Origin of the sequence: Enterobacter cloacae subsp. cloacae ATCC 13047, assembly GCF_000025565.1 — a bacterium.
In the GTDB taxonomy this organism is placed as follows: Bacteria; Pseudomonadota; Gammaproteobacteria; order Enterobacterales; family Enterobacteriaceae; genus Enterobacter; species Enterobacter cloacae.
Window position 1 is genome coordinate 3,285,666 of the sequence record NC_014121.1, and the last position, 22,816, is coordinate 3,308,481.

Annotated in this window: 23 protein-coding genes and 2 pseudogenes; 14 read left to right on the top strand and 11 right to left on the bottom strand. The window is 54.9% G+C overall.

Annotation, left to right across the window (positions count from 1 at the left end; translation table 11 throughout):
• Positions 1-104 precede the first annotated feature (104 nt).
• The 8 genes and pseudogenes from fliL to rcsA all read left to right on the top strand — a co-directional run bounded on the left by fliL (position 105) and on the right by rcsA (position 5,099).
• Positions 105-574 (top strand): annotated as a pseudogene (gene fliL, locus ECL_RS15940) (flagellar basal body-associated protein FliL).
• A gap of 4 nt (positions 575-578) precedes the next feature.
• Entirely contained in the window at positions 579-1,583 is a 1,005-nt protein-coding gene (gene fliM / locus ECL_RS15945; protein ID WP_013097736.1) for a flagellar motor switch protein FliM, read from the top strand.
• Entirely contained in the window at positions 1,580-1,993 is a 414-nt protein-coding gene (fliN, locus tag ECL_RS15950) for a flagellar motor switch protein FliN (protein ID WP_008500318.1), read from the top strand. The genes fliM and fliN overlap by 4 nt, the downstream gene beginning before the upstream one ends.
• 2 nt (positions 1,994-1,995) lie before the next feature.
• A complete protein-coding gene (fliO, locus tag ECL_RS15955) occupies positions 1,996-2,370 on the top strand; it encodes a flagellar biosynthetic protein FliO (RefSeq protein ID WP_013097737.1) in 375 nt (124 codons plus the stop codon).
• Positions 2,370-3,107 carry a flagellar type III secretion system pore protein FliP gene (gene fliP, locus ECL_RS15960; RefSeq protein WP_013097738.1) on the top strand — a complete coding sequence of 246 codons (738 nt, stop codon included), beginning with the start codon at positions 2,370-2,372 and terminating at the stop codon, positions 3,105-3,107. The genes fliO and fliP overlap by 1 nt, the downstream gene beginning before the upstream one ends.
• Positions 3,108-3,117: 10 nt before the next feature.
• Complete coding sequence (gene fliQ / locus ECL_RS15965) at positions 3,118-3,387, top strand: flagellar biosynthesis protein FliQ (protein WP_008500315.1); 270 nt, start codon at positions 3,118-3,120, stop codon at positions 3,385-3,387.
• A gap of 7 nt (positions 3,388-3,394) precedes the next feature.
• Positions 3,395-4,196 (top strand): annotated as a pseudogene (gene fliR, locus ECL_RS15970) (flagellar biosynthetic protein FliR).
• A gap of 279 nt (positions 4,197-4,475) precedes the next feature.
• A complete protein-coding gene (rcsA, locus tag ECL_RS15975) occupies positions 4,476-5,099 on the top strand; it encodes a transcriptional regulator RcsA (protein WP_013097740.1) in 624 nt (207 codons plus the stop codon).
• Positions 5,100-5,199: 100 nt separating this feature from the next.
• Here rcsA and dsrB read toward each other — a convergent pair whose 3' ends face one another.
• Positions 5,200-5,388: a protein DsrB gene (dsrB, locus tag ECL_RS15980; RefSeq protein WP_013097741.1), complete on the bottom strand. Its 189-nt coding sequence runs from the start codon at positions 5,386-5,388 to the stop codon at positions 5,200-5,202.
• 128 nt (positions 5,389-5,516) lie between these two features.
• Between dsrB and yodD the strand changes: the two genes are divergently transcribed.
• Together yodD and ECL_RS15990 are read left to right on the top strand one after the other, a co-directional pair.
• The gene (gene yodD, locus ECL_RS15985; RefSeq protein ID WP_013097742.1) at positions 5,517-5,744 is read left to right on the top strand and encodes a YodD family peroxide/acid resistance protein; all 228 of its coding nucleotides are present in this window, start codon (positions 5,517-5,519) and stop codon (positions 5,742-5,744) included.
• 270 nt (positions 5,745-6,014) lie between these two features.
• The gene (locus tag ECL_RS15990) at positions 6,015-6,845 is read left to right on the top strand and encodes a mannosyl-3-phosphoglycerate phosphatase-related protein (RefSeq protein ID WP_013097743.1); all 831 of its coding nucleotides are present in this window, start codon (positions 6,015-6,017) and stop codon (positions 6,843-6,845) included.
• Here ECL_RS15990 and dgcQ read toward each other — a convergent pair.
• The 3 genes from dgcQ to ECL_RS16005 form a co-directional block, all read right to left on the bottom strand.
• Complete coding sequence (gene dgcQ, locus ECL_RS15995) at positions 6,830-8,530, bottom strand: cellulose biosynthesis regulator diguanylate cyclase DgcQ (RefSeq protein ID WP_013097744.1); 1,701 nt, start codon at positions 8,528-8,530, stop codon at positions 6,830-6,832. The two genes, ECL_RS15990 and dgcQ, sit on opposite strands and share 16 nt — an antisense overlap.
• A gap of 73 nt (positions 8,531-8,603) precedes the next feature.
• Positions 8,604-8,786: a YodC family protein gene (locus ECL_RS16000; RefSeq protein WP_013097745.1), complete on the bottom strand. Its 183-nt coding sequence runs from the start codon at positions 8,784-8,786 to the stop codon at positions 8,604-8,606.
• Between the two features lie 78 nt (positions 8,787-8,864).
• The gene (locus ECL_RS16005) at positions 8,865-9,785 is read right to left on the bottom strand and encodes a DUF808 domain-containing protein (protein ID WP_169746050.1); all 921 of its coding nucleotides are present in this window, start codon (positions 9,783-9,785) and stop codon (positions 8,865-8,867) included.
• 168 nt (positions 9,786-9,953) lie between these two features.
• Here ECL_RS16005 and yedA point away from each other — a divergent pair, with 168 nt between their 5' ends.
• A complete protein-coding gene (gene yedA, locus ECL_RS16010; RefSeq protein WP_013097747.1) occupies positions 9,954-10,868 on the top strand; it encodes a drug/metabolite exporter YedA in 915 nt (304 codons plus the stop codon).
• Here the strand turns inward: yedA and ECL_RS16015 are convergent.
• From ECL_RS16015 to drpB, 4 genes are all read right to left on the bottom strand, one after another.
• On the bottom strand, positions 10,828-11,331 hold the full coding sequence (locus tag ECL_RS16015; protein ID WP_013097748.1) for a very short patch repair endonuclease: 504 nt from the start codon (positions 11,329-11,331) through the stop codon (positions 10,828-10,830). The genes yedA and ECL_RS16015 overlap by 41 nt on opposite strands.
• Positions 11,312-12,727 carry a DNA cytosine methyltransferase gene (locus ECL_RS16020; RefSeq protein ID WP_013097749.1) on the bottom strand — a complete coding sequence of 472 codons (1,416 nt, stop codon included), beginning with the start codon at positions 12,725-12,727 and terminating at the stop codon, positions 11,312-11,314. Before ECL_RS16020 ends, ECL_RS16015 begins: the two co-directional genes overlap by 20 nt.
• Before the next feature lie 61 nt (positions 12,728-12,788).
• Positions 12,789-13,490 carry a phosphohydrolase gene (locus tag ECL_RS16025; protein ID WP_013097750.1) on the bottom strand — a complete coding sequence of 234 codons (702 nt, stop codon included), beginning with the start codon at positions 13,488-13,490 and terminating at the stop codon, positions 12,789-12,791.
• 51 nt (positions 13,491-13,541) lie between these two features.
• Positions 13,542-13,811, bottom strand: coding sequence for a cell division protein DrpB (gene drpB, locus ECL_RS16030; protein WP_013097751.1), 270 nt, complete (start codon positions 13,809-13,811; stop codon positions 13,542-13,544).
• Between the two features lie 431 nt (positions 13,812-14,242).
• Here drpB and ompC point away from each other — a divergent pair, with 431 nt between their 5' ends.
• On the top strand, positions 14,243-15,400 hold the full coding sequence (gene ompC, locus ECL_RS16035) for a porin OmpC (protein ID WP_013097752.1): 1,158 nt from the start codon (positions 14,243-14,245) through the stop codon (positions 15,398-15,400).
• A 56-nt stretch (positions 15,401-15,456) separates the two neighbouring features.
• Here the strand turns inward: ompC and ECL_RS16040 are convergent, their stop codons facing one another.
• Positions 15,457-16,320, bottom strand: coding sequence for an N-acetylmuramic acid 6-phosphate etherase (locus ECL_RS16040; protein WP_013097753.1), 864 nt, complete (start codon positions 16,318-16,320; stop codon positions 15,457-15,459).
• A 164-nt stretch (positions 16,321-16,484) separates the two neighbouring features.
• Between ECL_RS16040 and ECL_RS16045 the strand changes: the two genes are divergently transcribed.
• Together ECL_RS16045 and dcuR are read left to right on the top strand one after the other, a co-directional pair.
• A complete protein-coding gene (locus tag ECL_RS16045) occupies positions 16,485-18,101 on the top strand; it encodes a sensor histidine kinase (protein ID WP_013097754.1) in 1,617 nt (538 codons plus the stop codon).
• Positions 18,098-18,817: a two-component system response regulator DcuR gene (gene dcuR / locus ECL_RS16050; RefSeq protein ID WP_013097755.1), complete on the top strand. Its 720-nt coding sequence runs from the start codon at positions 18,098-18,100 to the stop codon at positions 18,815-18,817. The genes ECL_RS16045 and dcuR overlap by 4 nt, the downstream gene beginning before the upstream one ends.
• On the opposite strand, the gene ECL_RS16055 is transcribed toward dcuR, so the two are convergent.
• Together ECL_RS16055 and ECL_RS16060 are read right to left on the bottom strand one after the other, a co-directional pair.
• Positions 18,798-19,760, bottom strand: coding sequence for an FAD:protein FMN transferase (locus ECL_RS16055; protein WP_013097756.1), 963 nt, complete (start codon positions 19,758-19,760; stop codon positions 18,798-18,800). The two genes, dcuR and ECL_RS16055, sit on opposite strands and share 20 nt — an antisense overlap.
• A 93-nt stretch (positions 19,761-19,853) precedes the next feature.
• Positions 19,854-22,634: a flavocytochrome c gene (locus ECL_RS16060; RefSeq protein ID WP_013097757.1), complete on the bottom strand. Its 2,781-nt coding sequence runs from the start codon at positions 22,632-22,634 to the stop codon at positions 19,854-19,856.
• Positions 22,635-22,816: the final 182 nt, after the last annotated feature.

Below are 22,816 nucleotides of genomic sequence, written 5' to 3' on the forward strand. Positions count from 1 at the left end.
GCCAGAGGTAGCGTGATTATCCCCGTCTTTTCCACGCTTTGACGTCAGCCGGACACGGGATAATCACCATATTAAGCTGTACCGAAACAGGAAGCTCATATCAGATGACTGACTCCGCGATCACCAAAAAAGTAAGCGTTCCATCTGGATCCCGCTGCTGGTGTTAATCACGCTCGCCGCCTGCGCTACCGCGGGCTATAGTTACTGGCGCATGCAGCAGAAACCTTCTACTGCTGCGGCCAAAGCCGAACTGCCACCTCCGCCGGCACCGGTGTTCTTCCCGCTGGATACCTTCACCGTCAACCTCGGTGATGCGGATCGTGTGCTGTATGTCGGCATCACGCTGCGCCTGAAAGATGAAGCCACCCGTTCCCGACTGAACGATTACCTTCCGGAAGTGCGCAGCCGTCTGCTGCTGCTGTTCTCTCGTCAGGACGCTTCAACGCTTGCCACCGATGAAGGCAAGCAAAAGCTGGTCGACGCTATTAAGCAAACGCTGGCGACCCCGCTGGTGAACGGCCAACCTAAGCAGGAAGTCACTGACGTTCTGTATACAGCCTTTATTCTGCGGTAACGACATGGGCGACAGTATTCTTTCTCAGGCAGAAATCGATGCGCTGCTCAACGGCGACAGCGATAAGAGTGATGATCCGCAACCGGGCATTGGCGGCGATAGCGATATTCGTCCCTATGACCCGAATACCCAGCGTCGCGTGGTACGTGAACGTCTGCAGGCGCTGGAGATCATTAACGAACGTTTTGCACGTCAGTTCCGTATGGGGCTGTTTAACCTGCTGCGTCGTAGCCCGGATATCACGGTCGGTGCGATCCGCATTCAGCCGTATCATGAGTTTGCCCGCAACCTGCCGGTGCCAACCAACCTTAACCTGATCCATTTGAAACCGCTGCGCGGCACAGGTCTGGTGGTGTTTTCCCCAAGCCTGGTGTTTATTGCGGTGGATAACCTGTTCGGCGGCGACGGGCGCTTCCCGACCAAAGTAGAAGGTCGTGAATTCACCCACACCGAACAGCGCGTCATTAACCGCATGCTGAAGCTGGCGCTGGAGTCATACAGCGACGCGTGGAAGGCCATTAACCCGCTGGAAGTGGAGTATGTGCGTTCTGAGATGCAGGTGAAATTTACCAACATCACCACCTCTCCGAACGACATCGTCGTCAACACGCCATTCCACGTGGAGATCGGTAACCTGACCGGCGAGTTCAACATCTGCCTGCCGTTCAGCATGATCGAACCGCTGCGCGAGCTGCTGGTCAACCCGCCGCTGGAGAACTCACGTCATGAAGATCAGAACTGGCGTGAAAACCTGGTGCGCCAGGTCCAGCACTCACAGCTTGAGCTGGTAGCGAGCTTTGCCGATATTCCGCTGCGGTTATCCCAGATCCTGAAATTACAACCCGGTGACGTTTTGCCGATAGAAAAACCCGACCGCATTATTGCCCATGTGGATGGTGTCCCCGTGCTGACAAGTCAGTACGGCACAATTAACGGCCAGTATGCGTTACGCGTTGAGCACTTGATCAACCCGATTTTGAATTCGCTGAATGAGGAACAGCCCAAATGAGTGACATGAACAATCCGTCCGATGAAAACAGCGGAGCACTGGACGATCTGTGGGCTGACGCGTTAAACGAGCAAAAAGCGACCCCGGCCAAAAGTGCAGCGGATGCCGTCTTCCAGCAGTTAGGCGGCGGTGATGTCAGCGGTACGCTGCAGGACATCGACCTGATTATGGATATCCCGGTTAAGCTGACCGTTGAGCTGGGCCGCACCCGCATGACCATTAAAGAGCTGCTGCGTCTGACGCAGGGTTCCGTCGTGGCCCTCGACGGTCTGGCCGGTGAGCCGCTGGATATCCTGATCAACGGGTATCTGATTGCTCAGGGTGAAGTGGTGGTCGTGGCCGATAAATACGGCGTGCGTATCACCGACATCATTACCCCGTCTGAGCGCATGCGTCGTCTGAGCCGTTAAGAATGAAAACCCAGGCAACAGTATCACAACCTTCCGCCGTTCCCGGCTCACCGCTGCTCCAGGTGAGCGGTGCGTTGCTCGGTATTATTGCCTTTATTCTTATCGCCGCCTGGCTGGCGAAGCGTTTTGGCCTGGCGGGTAAAACCGCCGGGACGCGCGGTCTGAAGGTCAGCGCCAGTACAACACTGGGGCCACGCGAGCGCGTGGTCATCGTAGACGTTGAGGACGCACGGCTGGTGCTGGGCGTCACCGCGTCAAACGTCAACGTTTTACATAAACTTCCGCCCGCCCCTGCTATCAGTGATGAGCGTGCAGAAGCCCCTGCGGATTTCCAGTCCGTCATGAAGAGTTTGCTTAAGCGTTCCGGGAGATCCTGATGCGCCGTTTGTTATCCCTGACGCTCGCGGGCGTTGGCCTGTTTGCTCCTGCGGTTTATGCGCAACTGCCCGGTCTGGTTTCAACCCCTCTGGCGGGCGGCGGACAAAGCTGGTCGCTCCCGGTTCAGACGCTGGTGTTCATCACCTCGCTGACCTTTATTCCGGCGATCCTGCTGATGATGACCAGCTTTACCCGCATCATCATTGTCTTTGGCCTGCTGCGAAACGCGCTGGGTACCCCTTCCGCGCCGCCAAACCAGGTGCTGCTGGGCCTGGCCCTGTTTTTGACCTTTTTTATTATGTCGCCGGTGATCGATAAGATTTATACCGACGCCTACCAGCCGTTCAGTGAAGATAAAATCTCCATGCAGGAGGCGCTGGAGAAAGGCGCGCAGCCGCTGCGTGAATTCATGCTGCGCCAGACGCGCGAAGCGGATCTGGCCCTCTTTGCCCGCCTTTCCAACACCGGGGAGCTGCAGGGCCCGGAAGCCGTGCCGATGCGCATACTGCTGCCTGCGTACGTCACCAGCGAACTGAAAACCGCCTTCCAGATTGGCTTTACCATCTTTATCCCGTTCCTGATTATCGACCTGGTGATCGCCAGCGTACTGATGGCGCTCGGTATGATGATGGTACCGCCAGCCACCATTGCCCTGCCCTTTAAGATCATGCTCTTTGTGCTGGTCGACGGCTGGCAGCTGCTGGTCAGTTCGCTGGCGCAGAGTTTCTACAGTTGAGGAGCGCGCAATGACGCCAGAATCGGTCATGATGATGGGCACGGAAGCGATGAAAATCGCGATTGCCGTTGCCGCGCCGCTGCTGCTTGTCGCCCTGGTGACCGGTCTGATCATCAGTATTCTGCAGGCCGCCACGCAGATTAACGAAATGACGCTCTCGTTCATTCCGAAAATCATCGCCGTGTTCGTGGCAATCATTGTTGCCGGGCCGTGGATGCTCAATCTGCTGCTGGACTACATGCGTAACCTGTTTACCAATCTGCCGTACATCATCGGCTGACGCGACGATGCTCCATTTTACCAGCGACCAGTGGATTCAGTGGCTTGGGGTCTATTTCTGGCCCATGCTGCGCATCCTGGCGCTGATCACCACCGCCCCGATTCTGAGCGAGAAAGCGATCCCGAAGCGGGTCAAAGTGGGGCTGGGCATCATCATCACCATCATCGTTGCCCCTTCCCTGCCTGCGGTGAATATTCCGATCTTCTCGGCCAATGCGGTATGGGTGGCGTTGCAGCAAATTCTGATTGGCGTCGCGGTTGGTTTTACCATGCAACTGGCCTTTGCGGCCGTGCGCACCGCCGGGGAACTGATCGGCCTGCAGATGGGGCTATCGTTCGCCACGTTTGTCGACCCCGGCAGCCACCTCAACATGCCGGTGCTGGCGCGCATTATCGATATGCTGGCGATGCTGCTTTTCCTGTCATTTAACGGCCATCTGTGGCTCATCTCCATGCTGGTGGACACCTTCCACACGCTGCCCATTGGGGAAAACCCGGTTAACAGCAATGCGTTCCTGGCACTCACCCGCGCCGCAGGGCTGGTGTTCCTCAACGGATTGATGCTGGCGCTGCCGATCATCACCCTGCTCCTGACCGTGAACCTGGCGTTGGGTTTACTCAACCGCATGGCCCCGCAACTGTCGGTGTTCGTCATTGGTTTTCCGCTGACGCTGACGGTGGGAATTTTATTAATGTCATTGCTAATGCCACTTATCGCCCCCTTCTGTGAGCATTTATTCGGCGAGATATTCAACCTCTTAGCGGATATTGTCAGCGAGCTGCCACGTAAATAATAGTCCTCACAGTTGATATTGTCTTTCTGAGGATATTCCTAAAATAAAACACGAAAAACATCTTCCAGGATATATCTGACGCGGTTTAATTGTTTCTAACCACCTCACAATACTTAATATTTACTTTACTTTAAGATGATTCCTGGCAAATTATACGTAACTTTACGGGATAGTGAGTCCGCCTGAAAGTCTTTGTCATGCTCACAGGTTTATTAATTTTTTCCATCCCGTATGGCTGTTTATGAGCTCTCAGGCAGATGGTGAATTATCGTTACGCATTGAGTGAGGGTATGCCATGTCAACGATCATTATGGATTTATGCAGCTACACCCGGCTAGGGTTAACCGGGTATCTGGCAAGCAGAGGGGTAAGAAAGAGAGACATCAACGACGCACACACCGTTGAGGAGCTCGCAGCCGCTTGTGATGAACTCAAACCAGGCGTGGTGTTTATTAATGAGGACTGTTTCATTCACGATCCAGCCAACAGTCAGCACATTAAGCAAATCATTAATCAGCATCCTAAAACCCTGTTTATTGTTTTTATGGCGATCGCAAATATCCATTTCGATGAGTATTTGTTAGTCCGTAAAAATTTATTGATCAGTTCTAAATCGATAAAACCAGAGTCGCTGGATGACATTCTGGGGGATTATTTGAATAAGGAAGTTAAGAATGTAGGAGCGGTTAACTTACCCACCCTATCATTAAGCAGAACTGAATCAAGCATGCTGCGAATGTGGATGGCCGGGCAAGGAACGATTCAAATTTCAGACCAGATGAATATTAAAGCGAAAACCGTTTCGTCACATAAAGGAAATATTAAAAGGAAGATTAAAACCCATAATAAGCAAGTGATCTACCACGTTGTCCGCCTGACCGATAATGTGACGAACGGGATTTTCGTCAACATGCGTTAGTTGCATAAGACCTTGAGTACCCTACACGATCTCTGGCCTGGCCAGAGATTTTTGCTTTTACGGGCGCTGTCGGGCACGCACCCAGGCACCCGACGCTGTATTACTCCGCTTTTTCCACAAAGATGCCATCCGGATGCCCCAGTTCGTTAAAGAACCAGATGCCGAGCGGGTAGTCTTCCAGTGATACCAGATACATTGTACCTTCACTAAACTCTTCAATTGCCAGTACCACCCCCGGGCGGCGCGGTCCACCATCCGTTTTGACAGTAACCCGATCGTTAACCTTCATACGTTCCTCCTGTGGTTTTGAGCCAGTGTAGAACAAAACGCAAAATCACACATCGCCACGGCGCGCGAATGGCGTTTTTGTGTTCAGTCTATAATCAATGTTGGACACGATTGAATGAGGACCCCGAAATGAAGACCGATAAAGAGTACAGCGACACCATCAAACGCGAGGTCGAAGTGGATGTCGATGCCCTGTTGGCCGCCATCAATGAGATCAGTGAGTCAGAAGTTCGTCGTACGGATGACAACTCTGACCGGGTCATCGTCAACGGAAGGGATTATCACACCTACCGTGAACTGGCCGAGGCCTTCGAGCTTGATATCCATGACTTTAGCGTGTCTGAAGCGAATCGTTAGGACGAAAAAAATCCCGGTCATGGGGATGGCCGGGATCAAACTTGCTTATGCAAGAAGCACTTGAAAATTCGTTACACCAGGAAATCTGATGTAGCTGAAACACTATCCTCAACGATTTTGCCTGACAAGCATATATTCTCGTGGCGAATATTATATTTTTTAAACGTGAATTTTTGTTATGAGCAGCAAGGTACGTCGAATGCGGGTTTGGCGGGATCGGTTCCGCACGTTTCCCTTCCGACAGTCCTATTTTTTTAGGAATATTCTTAGATGAAGCGCTATTCGCAATCGGGAGCTGCACGGCCTTCCCTGCAGGACACCCTGCTGGTTTTTTCCGACCTGGATGGTTCGTTGCTGGATATTCATACCTACGCCTGGCAGCCGGCAATGCCCTGGCTGGATAAGCTGCAGGATTTTCAGGTACCGCTCATTCTGTGCAGCAGCAAAACCGCAGCGGAGATGCAGGATATTCAGCAGGATCTGGGCCTCGAGGGGTTACCGTTTATTGCCGAAAACGGCGCGGTCATCCAGCCCGATGTACGTTGGGAGAAGGCGCAGCGCCTTACTATGGGAATGCTCCACCGCGACATTCGCCCGTTCATTGAGCAAATCCGCCTGCAGGCAGGGTATAAATTCACCACCTTTGACGATGTCGATGACCGGGTGATCGGCGAATGGACGGGGCTGAGCCGCTATCGTTCCACGCTTGCGCGTAAACATGAAGCCTCTGTCACGCTCATCTGGCGAGACACCGATGAGAAAATGGTGCAGTTTGAAGAGGAGCTGGCGCAGCGCGGTCTGAAATGCCTGCAGGGTGCCCGCTTCTGGCACATTCTGGACGCCCGCTGCGGAAAGGACGTGGCGGTGAACTGGCTGGTTGCGCAGTATCGCGAACAGGAAGGCATCATGCCCACGACGCTCGGGCTGGGCGATGGTCCGAATGATGCGCCCCTGCTCGACAGCGTCGACTTCGCGGTGGTGATCAAGGGCATTAACCGCCAGGGCATCACGCTGCGCGACGATAACCCTGCCCGGGTGTATCACACGCAGCAAGCAGGACCGGCGGGCTGGCATGAAGGGCTGGATCACTTCTTGTCGTGATCGTCCCAGACCACCTGGTTGCGGCCGCGCTGTTTTGCCAGATACAGCCGGGCATCCGCTATCGACTGCAGTTGTTCGAAGTCGTAATTCCCCTTCTCCTGCGCGCAGCTGACCCCCATCGACGCGCTGATACGCAACGTCGTGCTCTTTTTCACCAGGATCTCTTTGCTGTCGATGCGTGAGCGAATGCGTTCCGCCACCGCTCTCGCCTCCTCCAGCCCGATACCCGGCAGGACCACGCAAAACTCTTCCCCGCCCACGCGCCCGGCAACGTCGTTCTTACGCAGGGCGCTGGCAATCAGCCCCGCCGCATGAGACAGCACCTTATCTCCGGCCTGATGGCCGAAGCGGTCATTGATGCTTTTAAAATTATCGAGATCGATCTGCACCACCGAGAACGGCAGCGACTGCGCCTGACATTGCGCGGCCAGCGCTTTTGCCCGCTCGAACAGCGCCCCACGGTTATGGAGGCGGGTGAGCGGATCGTGCCAGGCCTGCCACTGCAACGAATGCTGGAGCGTGTACATGTTGCTGACCATCCGGCGGATCACCAGCCAGGAGATCAGCAGCATGGCGGTGAAGAGCGCCCACAGCAGCGCCAGCACGATACTGATGCTGCCGAAGTCGCCTTTTACCCCTTCATGCAGGGTATGCACCCGCAGGATAACCCCGTCAAAATGGTCGAGCCGCTCCCAGCTGACAAAACGGCTGCCGAGCCGGATCCCGCCGCCGGTATTGTTCTCAATAGCATGCGCAATCTGTGCCGTTTCACGCTCATCAAAATGGTTGGCCTCGCTTGTGGACGCTTCAGAAGAGGCAATCATATTGAGCCGGGTATCATACAGCTGATATTCGCCCTCGGCGTGGTCATCCGTCGCGTCGGCCAGCATCCGTTTCATGGTATTGAGAGAAAAATCCATCGCCACCACGCCGTACCAGTAATGGTCAAAATAGATGGGTACGCTGGCGGTGATCATGCGCTCGTTGCCCGTCCAGGTTGACGGCGAGGTGATAAACCACAGCACCGCGCGCGCACGGTTGTTACGTTCCGTTTGCTGCGTAAACCAGGGCTGGGTCACCAGATGGTAATAGCGCGGGATAATATCGGCAGTCTGTGTCGCTGTCTCCGTGGAGAGGTAAAACCCGGCGCGGGAGACATAGACCACACGTTCTTCGCTGCGCATGACCGGTGAGGCCAGCCTGAGCAAATAGCCCACTTCAAGCGCAGCAGACACTTCATTATCGAGAAGTTCATCGTCGCGATTAAGCAGCGTGGTCTTTTCAACAAAGGCATCCGATACGCCGTTGATGGGCAGCGTACGTTTTGTATCCACGGCAAGTTGCCAGAAAGGACGAGACCGGTCTGCATTGAAGCGTGTCACCGCTGCACGCAGGACATCAAACGCCAGCGGCGTCTGGAGCGCATCGCGCATGCTCTGGCGAAAAAAAAGCAGTTTGTCCACGCTGAACTGAAGCTGTCTGTCCAGCGACGTGGCCACCGTTTCCAGATGGTTGCGCTGGCTTGAGATATAGGCATCTTCCAGCACCACCACTTCACGCCAGGTGAGGAGGGTCGAAAAAACCAGTACCACCAGAAAACAGAGATTAACAATCGCACCTGGATTGCTACGCTTATGCAGCCATTGCAGAAAAGTTCGTCTTACAACAAAGGTATCACGCTGCACACATACTCCCTGATCGCTTCCTTACACCCGATACTTGATATAAAAACGCCCGGCAAGGCCGGGCGTTAAGTGATTAAGCCTTGTCACGCTTTTGCCGCCCGTCACCCGGCTGAAGCTCATCTTCACGAAACGCTTCCCGCTTGATGCTGTAACCGTCATGCCACCGACACTCCACCATTCCGCTGGAATAGCCGGTGACAATCATACGTGGGCCGCCCTTCTTAGGCTTAACTTCATCACTGACCAAAAAGACCATACCTGCCTCCTGTATCAGGGTGAAACTTTTTCAATTTAGACGAGGAATGGCCTTTTTGCATCCTGGCGCGGGTAACAATTAGTGCGCCGCACCGCGCAGCTTTTCAACCAGCTTCACTGCGGCGACCACGATACTGCCCACAATAAAGCCCAGCACCAGATTAAGCAGCGTAGGCAGAATGGCCGCCACCACGGCGCCCTGCTGTGCAGCAAAATGTTCTATCGCATGGTGCAGCGGCGCAATACCGTGTACCACAATCCCACCGCCGACAAGGAACATCGCCAGCGTCCCCACCACGGAAAGACTCTTCATCAACCACGGGGCGAGCACCAGCAGGCTTTTACCGATCCCTTTAGCTATCGCGCTCGATTTCGCTTCCAGCCAGAAGCCAATGTCATCGAGTTTAACGATAAGCCCTACCAGGCCGTAAACCCCCACCGTCACCAGAATGGCGATCCCGGAGAGGATCAGCACCTGATTCAGCAGCGGCGATTCAGACACGATACCCAGCGTAATGGCCACAATCTCCGCCGACAGAATAAAGTCAGTACGAACAGCGCCCTTGATTTTATCGCGTTCGAAGGTTTTTGGATCCTGCGCAGCCAGTGCTTCCAGACGCTGCTGGCGCATTTCTGGCGTGTCGTGCTTCTTCCTCGCGGCGAAGGAGTGCAGCACCTTCTCTACCCCTTCAAAACATAAAAATGCGCCGCCAATCATCAGCAGCGGCGTAATCGCCCAGGGGATAAAGGCGCTGATCAGCAGCGCCAGCGGCACCAGGATCACCTTGTTGAGGAATGAGCCTTTCGCCACGCCCCATACTACCGGCAACTCACGGTTAGCCCGCACCCCGCTTACCTGTTGCGCATTTAGCGATAAATCATCCCCCAGAACCCCTGCTGTTTTCTTCGCCGCCAGTTTTCCCATAACGGAAATGTCGTCCAGCAAGGTGGCAATGTCGTCCAGCAATGTTAATAAGCTACTTCCCGCCAAAATGACTATCCTTCTTTTTTGCTAATTAAGTGAATAGTATGGAACAAAACCGCACACCCGGAAACAGGCACATTGCGTCAACAAAAATTTCACAGCAACTACACAATTAAAGGGCTCGCCAGCCCGGTAGTTTTGACGTTTACTATGAGCGAACTTTTTATTTCGTCGTGAGGGACTATGCGTTTTCGGCACTTACTACCGCTCATCGGGGCGCTCTTTTCGCTGTATATCATCTGGGGGTCAACCTACTTCGTCATTCGCATTGGGGTGGAAAGCTGGCCTCCGCTGATGATGGCGGGTATCCGTTTTCTCTCGGCTGGCGTCCTGCTGATGGCCTTCCTGCTGCTGCGCGGACATAAACTCCCTCCGCTGCGCCCGATGCTGAATGCGGCGCTGATTGGCCTACTGCTGCTGGCCGTGGGCAACGGCTTTGTCACCGTCGCTGAACATCAGAACGTGCCCTCCGGTATCGCGGCGGTGGTGGTCGCCACTGTCCCGCTGTTCACGCTCTGCTTTAGCCGTCTTTTCGGCATTCGCACCCGCAAGCTGGAATGGCTGGGGATTGGAATTGGGCTCGCCGGGATCATTCTGCTCAACAGCGGCGGCAACCTGAGTGGTAACCCGTGGGGGGCCGTGATTATCCTTATCGGATCCATGAGCTGGGCGTTTGGCTCCGTCTACGGTTCGCGTATTGAGCTGCCGTCCGGCATGATGGCGGGCGCCATTGAGATGCTTGCCGCAGGCATTGTGCTGCTGATTGCCTCCATGCTGACGGGCGAAACGCTGACAACCATGCCGGATCTGTCTGGCTTCCTCGCCGTGGGTTATCTGGCGCTGTTTGGCTCCATCATTGCCATTAATGCGTACATGTTCCTCATCCGCAACGTCTCTCCGGCGGTCGCCACCAGTTACGCCTACGTTAACCCGGTGGTTGCCGTGCTGCTGGGTACGGGACTCGGCGGTGAAACGCTGTCGCCGGTTGAATGGCTGGCGCTGGGCGTAATTGTGTTTGCCGTGGTGCTGGTCACGCTGGGGAAATACCTGCTGCCCGCTAAGCCTGAGGTGGTGCCGTGTCAGGTGGAGAAACCGTAAACGGATGAATGCCCTGAGTGTCGATCTGCGCGGTCTGACCGCCGCCGCAGATCCACTCTTCCAGCCGTTCGGTCAGATCCCGATCGTTCAGCTTCAGTCTGCCGCGTAGCGCACACTCCCACACCACCAGCACCCGCCATCCCTGTTCGACAAGCGTGCCGATATCCCGCCGATCGCGCTGGACGTTTTTGCCAATCTTCTCCAGCCAGAAATCGGTGCGCGTCGCCGGGACTTTAAACAGATAGCAGTCGTGACGGTGCCAGAAGCAGCCGTGGGTAAAGATAATGCACTCATAGGCATCAATGACGAAATCAGGACGCCCGGCAAGTGCGGCATCCTGCATCCGAAAGTCATAGCCTGCCTCAGTCAGTAGCCCGGCGAGGCGTTTCTCAATCGCCGTATCACGCGTACCGATGGCACGCATGTTTTTACTGCGCGTCGCCTTATTGTGCACATCCGTCATTGACGGCCTCACTCTGGCGCAGGGCAACCGCCTGTTTAATGCGTGAGGACAGCAGTTTCGCCACCGCCGCAAAGGCGGGCACCACCACCGAGTTGCCAAACTGTCGGTAGGCCTGCGTATCAGAGACCGGAATGCGGAAGCTGTACCCCTGCGGCGTCTCAAACCCCATCAGCCGCGCGCACTCGCGTGGGGTTAAGCGACGAGGACGATGACGCTGGTTCTCAGGGTTATCAAAGTCTTTCTCGCCCAGCGCTTTGTCCCAGCCACGATCGATCAGGATCTCCGCACCATCTTTGTAATAGCGCGCGGACAAGGTGCGGGTGACACAGTGCGGATCGTTCGGGTTGACCAGGCCAAAACCAAAACCGTTGCCTTTTGCCTGATGCTTTTTGGCATAGCGATAGAGGTACTTCCACAGCACCGGGGTGAGGATAAATTTCGCGTCGACGGCGGGCTCCAGAAGATCGGCGACGGACGGACGGCGCGCCGGATAGAGCGACGGGATATCCCGCAGGGTAAAATCACCTTTCAGGTTGAGATCGCGGCGGAACCCGACCAACACAATACGTTCCCGGTGCTGGGGCAGGAAGTATTTCCCGTCAATGATTTTAGGATCATCGGCACCCATATCCTGGGAGTCCGCCACGTCGTAGCCCAGCTCATCCAGCGTCTGCATAATAATGCGGAAGGTTTTACCGCCGTCATGACTCTTTAAATTCTTGACGTTTTCCAGCACAAAAATGGCCGGACGGCGGGCATCGATAATACGGGCGACATCAAAAAACAGGGTTCCCTGCGTATCGCAGGCAAAACCGTGGGCACGTCCGAGGGCATTTTTCTTCGATACCCCGGCAAGCGAGAATGGCTGGCACGGGAAGCCCGCCAGCAGTACGTCATGCGCCGGGATGTTCTGGCGAATATGCTCTGCCGCCTCTTCATCGCTCACGCCGCTTTTATGGCTCAGCGTGACATCGCGGATATCCGCGTTGAACTGATGCGCGTCCGGGTCACAATACCAGTTGGCTTTATAGGTGCGGACCGCGTGTTTGTTCCACTCGCTGGTGAAGACGCACTGTCCGCCGATGGCTTCAAATCCGTGTCGAATGCCCCCGATACCGGCAAACAGATCGATAAAGCGGAAGGCATAATGGGGATGGGCGGCGGAAGGACGCGGAAGCAATGTTTGCAGATAACGAAACTCGCCGTCGCTCAGGCGATGCCCTGCCCGCTCGCTGGTGATAAGTCTCTTAATGATTGCCGGGCTCCAGTGACCCTCACCGTGTGCCATGAGCTGGCTGGCGAGGGTTTTGGCATCATAGATATCCAGCAGCTGGCGCAGCAGCGCCTGCACCGTTGCCGTTGATTTCTCAGCCTGCTCAGGTGCGGGCTCACTCACTGATCGATTTTCCTGCATTCTTTTAACCGGACAATAAAGACTGGAAACAGATTACCACAGTTCAACGGTGCAAACTGCGGCGGAAGCGGCTCAGTACCTGGCTATCCAGCCCCAGGCAGTCACCCTGTAATTCGGCACTCAGTTTTGCCATAAACTGGATGAGAAAATCGGCGTTGTGGCGTGCCAGCTCGCGCCCCATTTCTGTTTGCATTGTATCAGGCAGGCGCAGCAGCTTGGTCTGAAAATGGTCGAGGGCAAACGCCCGGTCATCAAGGGTTCGCGCATCAGCAAAGGGATCGCGTGCGTCAAAAAGCGGCACGCCCAGCGCCCCCGAAACGGCAAACACGCGCGCCAGGCCAATCGCCCCTAACGCTTCCAGCCGGTCAGCATCCTGCACAATTTTCGCTTCCAGACTCTGCGGCGCGATCCCGGCACTGAAGCTGTGCGCCTCAATAGCATGCGCCACGGCGTCATAATGCGCGGGGGGAAAGTCCGGGAAGTCGCGATGCAGGATCTCACGCGTTTTACGCGCTGCCAGCTGGGATGACTGGCCGCGTTCAGGATGGTTTTTCGGCAGGCTGACAATATCGTGGAAATAGCAGGCGGTCAGGATCACCAGCGGCTCGACCGCCTGGTTAGCCAGGATTTTTTGCGCCGTCATCCAGACGCGACGAAAGTGCGAAATATCATGCGCGGTGTCGTCGGTGGTGTGGTTTTCCCCGAGCCAGCGCTCAAAACGTTGCTGCCACTGCGTAAGTTCCATCATCACGTCCTGTTGTTAAAATGGTTACAATAGCAACTTTCCCGGACGCTATCACGAGTTGTCCTGACGGGGACGGGTGTACCACGCAATCCCGCCCAGGATCAGGCCGACCGTGCCCAGCACCAGAAACCCCAGCAATGCCCCAAGCCATTTGCCGCTGGTCGAACCCAAATCCCCTTCCACTGCTGCATTCGGCAGCGACGGTATTTTACTGATGACCCAAACATACCGGGCCATCGCCCAGACAAAGTAACCGCAAAAAGCATAAAACACCCACAGGGCCAGTTTGCCTCCCAGGCTGCGTTCGATTTTTCGTTCCATCTTTCACTCCACGGTCACTGCCGTACCGTTTGCACATGCTTACTCTAGTTTTGTGACAGTTATCACATTTTGGCATTAAACCCTGTACTGTGTGAAGGTTTCTGACGCTCAGTTTGCGTTAAGTTGATCCTGGGCAAGGTTACAGAAGAGGACGACTGGTGAGTGTTTAATTCGGAGAAATATAATTTAGGTTAATAATAGAATTTATAAAATAACCACGAAAAATACTTAACAATAATTAACCAATATATATTTCAAATTATAATTCACGAGAAAAATAAAGCGACACTAGACATATTTAGTAATATTTTTACCCATTTAATTACATTTATTATTGAACTTAAAACCCCTCTCCTGGAATAGTATCGACGCTGTAGTTGCGGAGCGTGATTACATATATTCATATAAATTATCTCTAAAGGGAATATATAATGAAAAGAAAAGTATTGGCCATTCTTGTACCCGCGTTATTAATGGCTGGCGCAGCAAATGCCGCTGAGATGTACAATAAAGACGGTAATAAAGTTGACCTGTACGGTAAAGTCGATGCACGTCATACCTTCTCTGACAACCCTGGCGACGATGGCGATGAAACCTATGTGCAGGTTGGCTTCAAAGGTGAAACCCAGATCACCAACGATCTGATCGGTTACGGCCAGTGGGAATATAAAACCTACGCAAATAATACTGAGTCCGCCGGTGATAAATCCTTTAACCGTCTGGCCTATGCGGGTCTGAAATATGGCGAATACGGTTCATTTGATTATGGCCGTAATTATGGTGTCGTCTATGACGTAGAAGCCTGGACCGATATGCTGCCGGTATTTGGTGGTGATTCCTACACCTGGACTGATAACTTTATGAATGGCCGTGCTAACGGTCTGGCGACCTACCGTAATACGGATTTCTTTGGTCTGGTTGAAGGTCTGAATTTTGCGCTGCAATATCAGGGCGCGAATGAAGGTCAGGACGCGACAGAAGATCAGGAAGGAACCAAAAATGGTCATGACGACGTGCGTTTCCAGAATGGCGACGGCTTCGGTATGTCTACCACCTATGATTTCGATTTCGGCCTGAGCCTGGGTGCGGCATATTCTTCCTCTGATCGTAGCAACAAACAAGAAGGTTACGGTGAGAAATACAGCGCTCGTTACGCGGGCGGTAAAACAGCAGAAGCATGGACTCTGGGTGCGAAATATGATGCTAACAACATCTATCTGGCGATGATGTATGCTGAAACTCGCAATATGACGCCATATGGTGATTATGGAATCGCGGATCAAACTCAGAACTTCGAAGCAGTAGCACAATATCAGTTCGACTTCGGTCTGCGTCCATCCCTGGCATGGGTTTACTCTAAGGGTAAAGATATGACTTACCCAGGTAACCGCAGTAATCCTCAGGGCCAGCACGGTGATGTTGATCTCGTGAACTATATCGATGTTGGCATGACCTACACTTTCAATAAAAACTTCTCCACCTATGTTGATTACAAAATCAACCTGCTGGATAACGATGATCGCTTCTACGAAGCCAATGGCATCTCCACCGATGACATCGTTGGCGTAGGCATGACCTACCAGTTCTAATCCACTAAAACACCAAAGGCCGCAATCGCGGCCTTTTTTTATTCCTGCGCTCTCTATTACGGTGCTTCCTGCAACGCCACCCGAATAAACCCGTTATTCTGCGCAAGCAACTCATGCGCTTTCCATGCATCCAGCCCGGTCAGCACCATCAGCACCGCCGTTTTGCAGTTATGGTTACAGCTCTCCAGCGCGGCTTTTGCTACCGCTCGGGTGCATCCCCCCGCTTCCATCACTATCGCGATTTGCCGTTCAGCCCACTGGGTGCTGCTCGCCTCCAGATCCACGCGCAGGTTGCTGTAAACCCGCCCGGTGCGGACGGCCAGCCCGGTGGTCACCATAGAGAGGATCATTTTCTGCGCGATGGCCGCTTTGGTGTTCAGATACCCGGCAACCACATCCGGGCCCAACTCTGGCGCAATCACCATACTTGCCAGCTGCGCCGCTTCGCTTTGCGCATTATCGGTAATCACCGCCACCGGTGAACCGAGCGACCACGCATGCCGCATGGCGCCCCAGACCCACGGCGTTTTTCCGCTTACGGTGACCGCCAGCATCATATCGTGCTCGCCAAAGTTAATCGCCTGCAGGTCGGCAACGCCGCGCTCGTAGCTTGTCGCATCGTCGTCCGCCGTGATGGCAATCACCGGGGTTTTACCCGGGGCATACTCATCCGCCGCCTGTTTCGCCACACAGCCAGACGGCCCCGCGCCAACCATAACCAGACGCCCCCCGTGGCTCAGGGTCGCGGCGGCGTTATCCACCACACGGGCAATAATGGGTAAAAAAGGGGTGATTGCAGCGGAGATAAGTGCATCATCCTGGTGAATGACTTTCAGCATGTCCAGCGTGGACAATCTATCGATATTCATCGTGCTGGCGTGCCGTCTTTCCTTGACCGAACCGGTAAGCATAATGCTCATAAACAGCCTCCTTATTATGAGTACCCACACACTATAAAGTGTTTTATATGGATGACATGCGAGGAGGGTCACGAAAAGCGGAGCAAATGCATGCTTTTACACAGCTTTAAGAAAAGCGCGTCATCGGCGATAATTACCCCTTTCTTCTTCATCGCGGAGTGTTGATGAGCGATTTGCAGCCCTTTCCCCAGACGCGCAAGCGCCCCATGAAACTGAACACGCTGGTCACGTTGATGGTGTGCGCGATCATCGCCTCTGTGCTGCTGCTGGTCTTTGCGCTCTATTCAGTGCAGATCACCCGGGCGACCCGCGATGACGTCAAAGATACGGCGCTGGGTATTGCCCGAACACTGGCGAACAGCCCGGAGATCCAGCGTGGCCTGATGCAACCGCCGCAGGCCGATATCATCCAGCCCATCGCCCAGGGCGTTACAAAACGCAACGACCTGCTGCTGACCGTGGTCACCGACATGCGCGGTATTCGCTATTCGCACCCGAACGAAGCGCTGATTGGCCTGCATTTTATCGGCGACGATCTGAACCCGGCGCTGGAAGGGAAAGAGAACGTCTCCGTTAACCGGGGCGCGCTCGCGGAAGCCCTTCGCGTATTTACGCCCGTGTATGACAGCCAGCACGAGCAGATCGGCGTGGTGGTGGTCGGCATCTCGCTAAAAAAAGTGGAAGACCAGATCGCCCGCGGGCGACTCAACGCCGTCTGGACCATTTTGTTCAGTATCTTTATGAGCTCCATGGCGATCTGGGGACTGGTTCGCGTTCTGAAACGCATCCTGTTCGGGCTGGAGCCGTATGAAATCTCCGCGCTGTTTGAACAACGTCAGGCGATGCTGCAGTCGCTCCGCGAAGGAGTGTTAGCGGTCGATATTCATGGCCGCGTGACGATGATAAACCACACCGCCAGAGAGATATTGCTCCTGCCCTCCGGCAAGCAGACCGAAAACGCCAGCGCGCCCCTGCTGGCCAGCCTGCGTGAGGTGTCAAAGACGGGCATCGCGCGTCAGGATCAGGAGATCAGCTGCAACGGACGGCTGCTGCTGTGCAACATGGTGCCGGTGAAAAGCCAGGAGCGGGTGATAGGCGCCATCACCACCTTCCGCGATAAAACCGAAATCAGCCAGCTGATGCAGCGCATCGACGGCATGGTGAATTACGTCGATGCCCTGCGCGCCCACACGCACGAGTTTATGAACAAACTGCACGTGATCCTGGGCCTGCTGCATATCAAGCGCTACGACAAACTGGAAGAGTACATCCTGCAGACAGCGCACAATTATCAGACGGACATTGGCACCATCCAGAGCAAGGTGAAATCGCCGGTGATTGCCGGGTTCCTGCTGGGTAAAATCAACCGGGCGAAAGAAGCGGGGATCACCCTCACCCTGGCGGATGAGTGCCAGATACCGGATACCGCCAACGAAGAGCAGGTCGCGGTGCTGGTCACCGTGCTCGGTAATTTGATTGAAAACGCACTGGACGCGATGGAGGGCCAGCCGGAAGGCGAAATCACCCTGCTGCTGCACTATCAGAATGGCTGGCTCAGCTGTGAAGTCAGCGATGACGGCCCGGGAATTGATCCCGCCCAGCTGGAGACTATTTTTACTAAAGGCTTCTCAACAAAAGGTGAAAACCGGGGCGTTGGGCTGTTCCTTGCCCGCCAGCAAATTCAGAACCTGGGCGGTGATATCACCGTCGAATCTGAACCTGGCGTATTTACCCAATTTTTTGTTCACATCCCCTGGGATAGCGAGAGGAATATCGCGTGATAAATGTATTAATTGTCGATGATGACGCCATGGTAGCCGACCTCAACCGTCTGTATGTTAACCGTGTTGAAGGCTTTAGCTGCTGCGGCGTCGCCTCCACGCTGAACCAGGCCGAGGCCATTATTAACAACCCTGCCCAGCCGGTTGATCTGGTGCTGCTGGATGTCTACATGCAACAGGATAACGGGCTGGATCTGCTGCCGGTGATCCGCGCCTCCGGTCGCCCAATCGATGTCATTATGATCTCTTCGGCTGCGGACGCCGCGACAATCCAGACCTCTATCCATTACGGCGTGGTGGATTATCTGATTAAACCGTTCCAGTTCCCGCGCTTTGAAGAGGCGCTGAACGGCTGGAAGGCAAAGCACAGCCTGATGGGCTCGCACCAGTATTATGAGCAGGCGGACGTCGACAGGCTGATCCACGGCGGGGCGCCGGAGCTGGCAGACAGCAAAAAGCTGCCAAAAGGGTTAACGCCGCAAACGCTGCGCACCATCTGCCAGTGGATTGACGCTCACCCGGAGACCGAGTTTTCCACCGATGACCTGGCCAGTGCAGTGAATATCTCGCGCGTCTCCTGCCGAAAATATCTGATCTGGCTGGCGCAAATCAATATCCTGTTCACCAGCATTCACTACGGCGCTACCGGGCGCCCGGTATATCGTTACCGTCTCCAGCCCGAGCAGACAGGCCTGCTCAAACAGTACTGTCAGTAATGCGGTAACTATTATCCAGTAAAGTAAAGCGGAAGTGGTGCGCTGACGAGAGCACCACTTCTTTTGTTTTGGTCACAAAGATCGCTTCTATATCAGGACGCGCGCGCAGCACCGCGCAGCCCTTCTCCACGCCCATGCCGTACATCAGCGTGGTCCAGATATCCCCATCGATAGAATCGTTTGAAATGATGGTCACGCTGTCCAGTTCATTATCCAGCGGATACCCGGTACGCGGGTCAAGGATATGGTGGTAGCGCCTGCCGTTTTGTTCAAAGTAGCGTTCATAGGTTCCCGACGTCACCATGGAGCGGTTCTCTACCGTCATCGCGCCAATCAGCTCATCACCCGCAAACGGTTTTTTAAGCCCCACGCTCCAGCCCCCCTCCGGCGAGCCCAGCGTCTGGATATTGCCCCCGAGGTTGATCAGCCCGAGTTCAGCGCCCTCTTTGCGCAGATAATCCCGCACCCTGTCAGCGATATAGCCTTTGGCTATGGCGCCCAGGTCGATCTCCATCCCTTTTTGGGTCAAAAAGACGCTACTGCTGGCCTCGTCCAGCACCACATCCTCAGGACGGGTAATCGCCAGCAAGGCGGCGATGTCTTCGGCGGGCGGCACGCTGTCGCCGCGAAAGCCAATTTTCCAGCGTTTCACCAGCGGGCCAATCGCCAGGTTAAACGCGCTGTCCTTGAGCAGGCTCGCCGCTTTTGCGCAGCGGATCAGCTCGAACACCGGACGGCTGACGCTGACGGGCCGCTGCCCCGCCGCATGGTTGATTTCCATAACTTCAGAGTGCGCGCGGTTAACGGTAAGCAGATCTTCGTACTGTTTGATCAGGCGAAACACGCGGGAGGCGAGGGCTTCGTCATAGGAGAAGAGTTTCAGGAGGATGGGAGAGCCCATCAGGACGGCGGAGTAGCTGTAGACGCGGTTGTCATCAGACATGGCAGTTTCCTCAGAGGTAGCCCCGGCAGGTGCCGCGCCGCCGGGGAGAATGCCGGACAGCGCAACGCTTATCCGGCAAGGAAAACAGGAGCCTTACGTTCTTTTTGAGCGCATCGCCGCCTGATGTCCTGCAAGCGTACCAAAAATAATGATATCTGCCACCGCGTTACCGCCGATACGGTTACCGCCGTGGATCCCGCCGACCACTTCACCGGCCGCAAACGCCCCTGGCAGCACGTTGTGGTTGCTGTCCAGCACGCAGGTTTCGGTGTTGATGGTTACGCCGCCCATGGTGTGGTGCACGCCCGGCGCAATCTGAATGGCGTAGAATGGCCCTTCGTTGATGGGCGCACGCAGCGCGGTGGTACGGCCAAAATCATCGTCATGCTGTTTTTCAACAAAGCCGTTGTAGCGCTCAAGGGTCGCCAGGAAAGCGTGGTAATCCATACCCAGCGCCTCGGCAAGGGCTTTTGGCGAGCTGGCGCTGGTCACAAAGCCTTTGGCGATGTACTCATCCGCCGCTTTGTTTTTGGCACGAACGTGCTCGTCAAAGACGATATACGCGTATTTCTCCGGCAGTGCGATGATTGACGCCGAGACTTTATCGCGAGTTTCCATTTCATTGAAGAAACGGTTCCCCTGCTGGTTCACCAGAATCGCTCCGCCGCCGCGAATGGATTCGGAAATCAGGTACGAGGTTTTCTGCTCAACGGTTGGGTGGATCTGAATTTCACCCATATCTACCGTACCGGCACCGATGCGTTCCAGCAGCGCGATACCGCCGCCGGTTGCCCCTTTGTGGTTGGTGGTGACAAAACCTTCCAGGTCAGGGCGGTATTTCACCACCATCTGGCTGTTGGCGCTGAAGCCACCGGTGGCGACAATGACGCTTTTAATGGTCACGGTGAGGGTTTCGTTCTCTTCTGTGGTCAGACGCACGCCGGTGACTTCGCCGTTTTCGAACAGGATGTCGCTGACGGACGTATCGAGCATCACGTCGATGTTGCGTTTGTTGACGTTACGCACCAGGCCGCTGATCAGATAGCCGCCTACCGCAGAGCCGTCTTTTGGACGGTGCGTACGGTCAATGCTCATCCCGCCGGTGGTGGTGATGTCATTCAGCATAATGCCGCGGGTTGCCAGCCATTCAATCGCCTGCGGCGCATTCTCCACGAAGCGGCGCAGCAGTTCCGGGTTGTTCTTGTTACCGCCCCCTTTCAGGCTCTCCTGGTAGAACAGCTCTTTGCTGTCCTGGATCCCTTTCACCCGCTGGAAGCGCGTCTCGGCGGCATTCATCCCGGCAGAAGCTTTGATGGTGTTCCCGCCGATGGTTGGCATCTTCTCAACAATCAGCACGCTCGCGCCTTCATCGTGGGCCTGAATGGCTGCGGCCAGACCGGCACCGCCGCTACCCACTACCACCACATCCACACTGCGGGTCGCGTTCGGGTCAGCGCCCTCTTCTGCCGCCAGCGCTTTGCTGGATTTCAGCATCGCTTTAGAGACCGCTTTTTTCACCGCTTCACTCTGGCTGGTTGCACCCGTGATGGCATCCACGTGCGGGGTATTGGCGTCCAGAATGCGGGTGCGGATCTCTTCAAAGCTGGTGACAAACTCAACGTCTTCGCTCGGGCCAGACGCCAGCGCAATATCGGCGATGCGATCGGTTTCCAGACTGACGTTGATTACCAGTTCGTTAACATCGTCCTGCACCTTCTCAGTGAACATGCCTGGTTTGAATTTTGATTCGCCCATGCTCATATCGCGGATCATCGCTTCCACCAGCGAGAAACGCCACAGCGGTTCAGGAATGCTCAGATCTTCGCGTTTGGTGCTGTCCATAAACAGCTCCAGACTTTCACCGGCCGCGATCCGGTCAGTCCAGTCCGGGTAAGCGATGGTAGCGCGCCCCACGGCAATCAGGTCGTAACCGCTATCCAGCGCCTCGTTAACGTCTGCGGCATTCACCACGCCGCCGACCCCCATCACCGGAACCTGAGCCAGGGTTTCAGAGCGCATGGCGCAATATTTTTTGATGAGCGGGGTTGGGTCCTGCGTGTCGACAATGGAAGGACGCAGGGTCGCCCCTACGGAGAAGTGCAGATAATCCACACCGCGCGCCGCCAGTTTTTCCAGCAGGTACATGGTGTCTTCAAAGCGGATGCCCGGGACTTCCAGCTCTTCAGGGGAGAAACGGTAGCCAATAATGAACGCATCGTCCGCGTACTGGCGCACCATTTTGTGCGTGATATCCAGCACCGCCAGCGGGAATTTAGCGCGGTTATCGCGGCTGCCGCCCCACTCGTCGTCGCGCTGGTTAGAGTTCGGGGAGTAGAACTGCTGAATCAGGTAGGTATTTGCGCCGTGAATTTCAACCCCGTCGAAACCAGCCTGAATAGCACGGCGAACGGCTTCACCAAACTTGCCGATCATGCCTTCCACTTCTTCGCCGGTCATGGCAACCGGCGTGGCGGCCCCGTCACGCGGCGCGGCAACGGCGCTTGGGCCAACCGGCGTGCGGCCACCGATCAGTTTTGGATCGACCATACGGCCGCCGTGGTAGATCTGCAGCAGGGCTTTCGAGCCTTTGGATTTAATGGCGTCCGCGATTTTCGCCAGCCCGGCGATTTTCTCGTCATTATCGATACCAATCGCGCCGGGGAACGCAAGGCCGAGATCATCGATAAAGCAGCATTCAACAATAATGGTACCAATGCTGCCGGAACGGGCCCGATAGTACTCCACCAGCTCGCTGGTGACCGTGCCGTCGTAATAGCCGGTACAGGTGGTCATGGGTGCCATTAACAAACGGTTTTTCAGTTCGGTGCCATTCGGTAATGTGAAGGGGCTCAGAATACGTTCGTTAGTGCTCATAATTGAAACTCCAAACTTTAAAAATTAAGAATTCGTTATCGGATTGATTTTTTATTTCGTCGTTATTTGCCGATGTCATGATATTAATATAATGATTTTTTTAGTTTCTAAAGTTATTACGTTAGTTAAAAAACTATTTAATCCCTGCGATAACACAAATAACACATTGGTGTTAGCGATTG

Excerpts from the sequence above, each read along its gene's own strand:
- ECL_RS16060 (WP_013097757.1), bottom strand. The coding sequence starts at position 22,634 with ATGAGCACTAACGAACGTATTCTGAGCCCCTTCACATTACCGAATGGC.
- ompC (WP_013097752.1), top strand. The coding sequence starts at position 14,243 with ATGAAAAGAAAAGTATTGGCCATTCTTGTACCCGCGTTATTAATGGCT.
- ECL_RS16015 (WP_013097748.1), bottom strand. The coding sequence starts at position 11,331 with ATGACGGATGTGCACAATAAGGCGACGCGCAGTAAAAACATGCGTGCC.
- ECL_RS16025 (WP_013097750.1), bottom strand. The coding sequence starts at position 13,490 with ATGGAACTTACGCAGTGGCAGCAACGTTTTGAGCGCTGGCTCGGGGAA.
- fliN (WP_008500318.1), top strand. The coding sequence starts at position 1,580 with ATGAGTGACATGAACAATCCGTCCGATGAAAACAGCGGAGCACTGGAC.
- ECL_RS16040 (WP_013097753.1), bottom strand. The coding sequence starts at position 16,320 with ATGAGCATTATGCTTACCGGTTCGGTCAAGGAAAGACGGCACGCCAGC.
- fliM (WP_013097736.1), top strand. The coding sequence starts at position 579 with ATGGGCGACAGTATTCTTTCTCAGGCAGAAATCGATGCGCTGCTCAAC.
- rcsA (WP_013097740.1), top strand. The coding sequence starts at position 4,476 with ATGTCAACGATCATTATGGATTTATGCAGCTACACCCGGCTAGGGTTA.
- fliQ (WP_008500315.1), top strand. The coding sequence starts at position 3,118 with ATGACGCCAGAATCGGTCATGATGATGGGCACGGAAGCGATGAAAATC.
- fliP (WP_013097738.1), top strand. The coding sequence starts at position 2,370 with ATGCGCCGTTTGTTATCCCTGACGCTCGCGGGCGTTGGCCTGTTTGCT.
- ECL_RS16055 (WP_013097756.1), bottom strand. The coding sequence starts at position 19,760 with ATGTCTGATGACAACCGCGTCTACAGCTACTCCGCCGTCCTGATGGGC.
- ECL_RS16045 (WP_013097754.1), top strand. The coding sequence starts at position 16,485 with ATGAGCGATTTGCAGCCCTTTCCCCAGACGCGCAAGCGCCCCATGAAA.
- yodD (WP_013097742.1), top strand. The coding sequence starts at position 5,517 with ATGAAGACCGATAAAGAGTACAGCGACACCATCAAACGCGAGGTCGAA.
- drpB (WP_013097751.1), bottom strand. The coding sequence starts at position 13,811 with ATGGAACGAAAAATCGAACGCAGCCTGGGAGGCAAACTGGCCCTGTGG.
- ECL_RS15990 (WP_013097743.1), top strand. The coding sequence starts at position 6,015 with ATGAAGCGCTATTCGCAATCGGGAGCTGCACGGCCTTCCCTGCAGGAC.
- yedA (WP_013097747.1), top strand. The coding sequence starts at position 9,954 with ATGCGTTTTCGGCACTTACTACCGCTCATCGGGGCGCTCTTTTCGCTG.
- fliO (WP_013097737.1), top strand. The coding sequence starts at position 1,996 with ATGAAAACCCAGGCAACAGTATCACAACCTTCCGCCGTTCCCGGCTCA.
- ECL_RS16000 (WP_013097745.1), bottom strand. The coding sequence starts at position 8,786 with ATGGTCTTTTTGGTCAGTGATGAAGTTAAGCCTAAGAAGGGCGGCCCA.
- dsrB (WP_013097741.1), bottom strand. The coding sequence starts at position 5,388 with ATGAAGGTTAACGATCGGGTTACTGTCAAAACGGATGGTGGACCGCGC.